The organism is Curtobacterium uvaldense, assembly GCF_028307415.1.
Taxonomy (GTDB): domain Bacteria; phylum Actinomycetota; class Actinomycetes; order Actinomycetales; family Microbacteriaceae; genus Curtobacterium.
Genome location: NZ_JAQMHU010000061.1, coordinates 1 through 4,128 on the forward strand (window position 1 = coordinate 1; position 4,128 = coordinate 4,128).

Consider the following 4,128-nt stretch of genomic DNA (forward strand, 5'->3'; position numbering starts at 1 on the left):
CGGGCCGGGGGGGGGGGGGGGGGGGGCGCCGGGCGCCGCCCCCCCCCCCCCCCCCCCCCCGCCGCCCGCCCCCCCCCCCCCCCCCCCCCCCCGCGGTCGGTGGACGGACCGTCGAGGGTCAGGCGGGCATCTTCCCGAGCACGTCGATGACGTACGCGGTGGTGCCGTCCTGCTGGTGCACGATCGCCAGGACCTGGTCGCCGACACGGTGGCCGAGGACGGCGTTCCGCACGCCGTCGATGACCTGGCCCTTCGCGAGCGGGATCGCCTGTGCGCCCGATCCGTCGGTCCAGCTCGAGCCGACGACGGACGAGTCGCCGTTGCTGCCGGCCCACGAGACGGCCGTGTACTTGATGACCGCGGTGTCCTTCGCGGTGAGCTCCGCCCCGGACCCCTTGCGGAGCAGGTGCAGCGCGTCGTCCTTCGGGGCGCTCCACGACGGGATCGTGATGCCGGGCGCACCCGACGGCGCGAGGACGACGGCGGGCATGCCGTCGCCGGCGAGCTGCGGCGTGCCGGTCGCCCGGGCGTCGAAGGCCTGCTTGACGTCCATGACCGCGATCACGGCGTCCTCGGCCTTGCGAGACGTGCCGGATCCGGCGGTCGCGCTCCCGCTCAGCTCGCTCTTCGGCAGGGCGACGGCGAGCCGGTCGCCCACGTGGGCGCACTCGAGCGCGGTGCCCAGGGGGCCGTAGTTCGCAGCGCCCGCGGTGATCGGGGCGGTCTGCCCGGAGTACCCGCTGGTCTGCGCGACCTGACCGGTGCTGCCGTCGACGAGGGTGTACTCGACGAGGACCGGCGTCCCCTCCTCGATCTGGCGGCCGTCGCCGGAGCGCAGGACCGACACCTGCGTGCCCGTCGTGGTCAGCCCGGACGGCACCGACACCTTCGGCTCCTTGCCGAACGCACCGGACGCCGTCACCGCTGCCGACGCGGCACCGGGAGCCGGGCAGGAGGACGCGGCCGTACCGGCCCCGCTGGCGGCGCACCCCGTCAGGGACGCGGCGAGGCCGATGGTGACCAGGAGTGCGGGGATGGTGCGCACGGACCCTCTTTCCGTTCGGTGCTGGACGGGCATGCGTAGCCTAGCGGTCGCCGTCAGCGGCATCGTGCGAGGCATCCGGGGTGCCTTCGGCGCCGCCGTGCGCGATCCCCTGCGCGTCCGTCGAGGCCTCGGCAGCGGCGACCCTGCGCGCCTGGGCCGCTGCCTGACGGGCGACCTTCCGGAGCTTCTTGTCGCTGGCGGACCGCTCGCCGACGGCGCCGGGGGTCCAGGCCTCGACGTCCTCGTCCGAGAACTCGGCCTTGCCTGCACGACGCTTCAGGTTCGGCAGCACGACGCCGTCGGCGAGGCGTCGGGCGGTCACGAGGAACCCGGTGTGGCCGACCATCCGGTGGTCCGGACGGACGGCGAGACCCTCCACGTGCCAGGTGCGCACGAGGGTCTCGCTCGACTGCGGGTCCGTGAAGCGCCCGGTGTCCCGCAGCGCCTCGGCCGTGCGGGACAGCTGCGTGACCGTCGCCACGTAGCAGACGACGAGCCCGCCGGGGACGAGCGCGTCCGCCGCGGCGTCGACGCACTCCCACGGCGCGAGCATGTCGAGGACCACGCGGTCGATGCTCTGCGGTCCGGTGGCGCCGGGGAGCTCCTCGACGAGGTCGCCGACGGTCACCGACCAGTTGTCCGGCACGGCGCCGAGGAACGTGCCGACGTTGCCGCGCGCGATGGCGGCGAACTCCTCGCGGCGCTCGAACGACTGCAGCCGGCCGGTCGGGCCGATCGCCCGGAGGAGGAAGAGCGAGAGTGCTCCCGAGCCGACGCCGGCCTCGACGACCCGGGCGCCCGGGAAGACGTCCGCGAAGGCGACGATCTGGGCGGCGTCCTTCGGGTAGACGATGGCCGCGCCCCGGGGCATCGACATCACGTAGTCGTTGAGGAGCGGCCGGAGCGCGAGGTACTCGTCGCCGGTGCTCGCCCGGATCACGGAGCCGTCGGGCTGCCCGATCACGTCGTCGTGCCGGAGCACGCCGCGGTGGGTGTGGTACTCGCCGGCGGTCTCGAGCGAGAGCGTCGTGAGCTTGCCCTTCGGGCCGGTGAGCTGCACGCGGTCACCGGCGCGGAACGGACCGCGCGGCGGGGTGTGCGGGGCGCCACCGGCGGTGTGCGGCAGGGCGACGACGTCGTCCTGCGAGGGCTGCTGGGTCTGCTCGGTCATCGGCTCGCCGTCTCGGTACGGGCCGCGAGGGCCGGGCTGGTCAGTTCGACGAGGCGGTCGACGTCCACGTCCGCCAGCGTCGTCAGGTGCACGTCGCCACCGGCGATCTCGGACAGCGGCACGATGTGCTCGACCGCGACGGTGACGGCACCGGAGGCCACGGCCGAGGCGACCCCGGTGGCCGAGTCCTCGATCGCGATGCACGCGGTGGGGTCGACCCCGAGCTGCGCCGCCGCGGCCAGGTAGGCGTCCGGGTGGGGCTTCGGACGGTCGACGTCGTCGCCGGCGACGACCACGCGGAAGCCACGGGCCCCGAGGGCGTCGGCGGTGACGAGCGCCATCGTGCGGCGGGACATCGTCACCAGCGCAGTCGGGATGCCGCGGTCGTGCAGCTCCTCGACGAGTTCGCGGGCGCCGGGACGCCAGGGGAGCTCACCGCCCTGCAGGCGCTGCGTCACGTAGTCGGTCATCCACAGGACGATCTCCTCGACGTCCATGTCGACGCCCCGGTCGCGGAGGATCTCACCCGACCGCTCGAGCCCGCTCCCGACCAGGGAGAGGCCGTCCTCGTGGGTCCACTCGGCGCCGTACCGGTCGGTCAGCTCGACCTGGGACTGCTGCCAGATCGGTTCGGTGTCGATGATCGTGCCGTCCATGTCCCACAGCACGGCTGCGGGGAGGACGCGTTCGGGGTGCTGGGCGGTCACGGGCGACGAGTCTACCGGGGCACCGACCGGCGCCGCGGTTCCGCTCGGGGCGGACGGAGGGGTGCCTGCGGGCGGCTCCGGCATATCCTGGGTGATCGACCGTGTCCGGCCGCGCGCGATCACCGTGCGCGCCCCGCTCCACCACCAGGAGGCCCCTCCGTGCCACAGCACTCCCCCTTCAGCGACGGCCGGCTGCTCGTCGTCGCCTTCGAGGGCTGGAACGACGCCGGCGAGGCTGCGAGCGGCCTCGCCCGCCGGATCGTCGACGCGCTGGAACTCGACGAGCTGCGCGAGATCGACGGCGAGCGGTACGTCGACTACCAGTTCAACCGGCCGGAGGTCGGCACCGCGGAGGACGGTTCCCGAGCCATCCGCTGGCCCCGCATCGTCCTGCACGGGCCCGGCGCCGAGGGGCGTCCGGTCATCGGCGCGGCCGGCTCCGAGACCGAGCGCGACGTGTTCGTGCTGGTCGGGCCGGAGCCGTCCCGGACCTGGCGGGGGTTCTGTGCGGAGGTCATCGACCTCGCCGACGTGTACTCGATCGACGCGGTGGTGTTCGTCGGCGCGATGCTGGCGGACGTCCCGCACACCCGACCGATCTCGGTGTTCGTGTCGAGCGAGAACGCCGGTGTCCGTGCGGCGTTCGACGTCGACCGGTCGACGTACGAGGGACCGACCGGCATCCTCGGCGTGCTCTCCGACGCGATGGACACCGCGGGACTCACCACGCTCTCCCTGTGGGCCTCGGTCCCCCACTACGTGCACAACTCGCCGTCGCCGAAGGCCACCCTGTCCCTCCTCGACAAGATCGAGGAGCTCGCCGACGTCACGGTCCCGCGGGGCAGCCTGCTCGACGAGGCCACCGAGTGGGAGGAGGGCATCGACGCCCTCGCCGCCGACGACGAGGACATGGCGAGCTACATCGGCCAGCTCGAGCAGGCCCGCGACACGGTCGACTCCCCCGAGGCGTCGGGGGACGCGATCGCGCAGGAGTTCGAGCAGTACCTCCGCCGACGCGAGCGCAAGGACGGCAAGGACGGCGGCACCGCCGGCGGCGAGGGTCCGTGGCGGCCCCCGCAGCCGCCGCAGCAGTAGTCGCGACCACGGGACGGACGGGAGGCGCGGTGCCGGCTGGCACCGCGCCTCCCGTCCGTCCCGTCGTCCGCACGCGCTCCGGTCGCACGACGTGCCGCTCACCTCTGGGG

4 protein-coding genes are annotated in these 4,128 nt (G+C 74.2%); 1 reads left to right on the forward strand and 3 read right to left on the reverse strand.

Annotated features, from left to right (window positions below):
• Window positions 1-118: 118 nt before the first annotated feature.
• From PIJ49_RS16850 to PIJ49_RS16860, 3 genes are read right to left on the reverse strand one after another with little or no spacing between them, the layout of a single operon-like run.
• Window positions 119-1,045, reverse strand: coding sequence for an FKBP-type peptidyl-prolyl cis-trans isomerase (locus PIJ49_RS16850; protein WP_251160211.1), 927 nt, complete (start codon window positions 1,043-1,045; stop codon window positions 119-121).
• Between the two features lie 40 nt (window positions 1,046-1,085).
• Complete coding sequence (locus PIJ49_RS16855) at window positions 1,086-2,216, reverse strand: tRNA (adenine-N1)-methyltransferase (RefSeq protein WP_271827135.1); 1,131 nt, start codon at window positions 2,214-2,216, stop codon at window positions 1,086-1,088.
• Window positions 2,213-2,923 (reverse strand): HAD family hydrolase, encoded by a 711-nt coding sequence (locus PIJ49_RS16860; protein WP_271827136.1) that lies wholly within the window; start codon window positions 2,921-2,923, stop codon window positions 2,213-2,215. Before PIJ49_RS16860 ends, PIJ49_RS16855 begins: the two co-directional genes overlap by 4 nt.
• A gap of 159 nt (window positions 2,924-3,082) precedes the next feature.
• Between PIJ49_RS16860 and PIJ49_RS16865 the strand changes: the two genes are divergently transcribed.
• Window positions 3,083-4,018, forward strand: coding sequence for a proteasome assembly chaperone family protein (locus tag PIJ49_RS16865; RefSeq protein ID WP_066654364.1), 936 nt, complete (start codon window positions 3,083-3,085; stop codon window positions 4,016-4,018).
• Window positions 4,019-4,128: the final 110 nt, after the last annotated feature.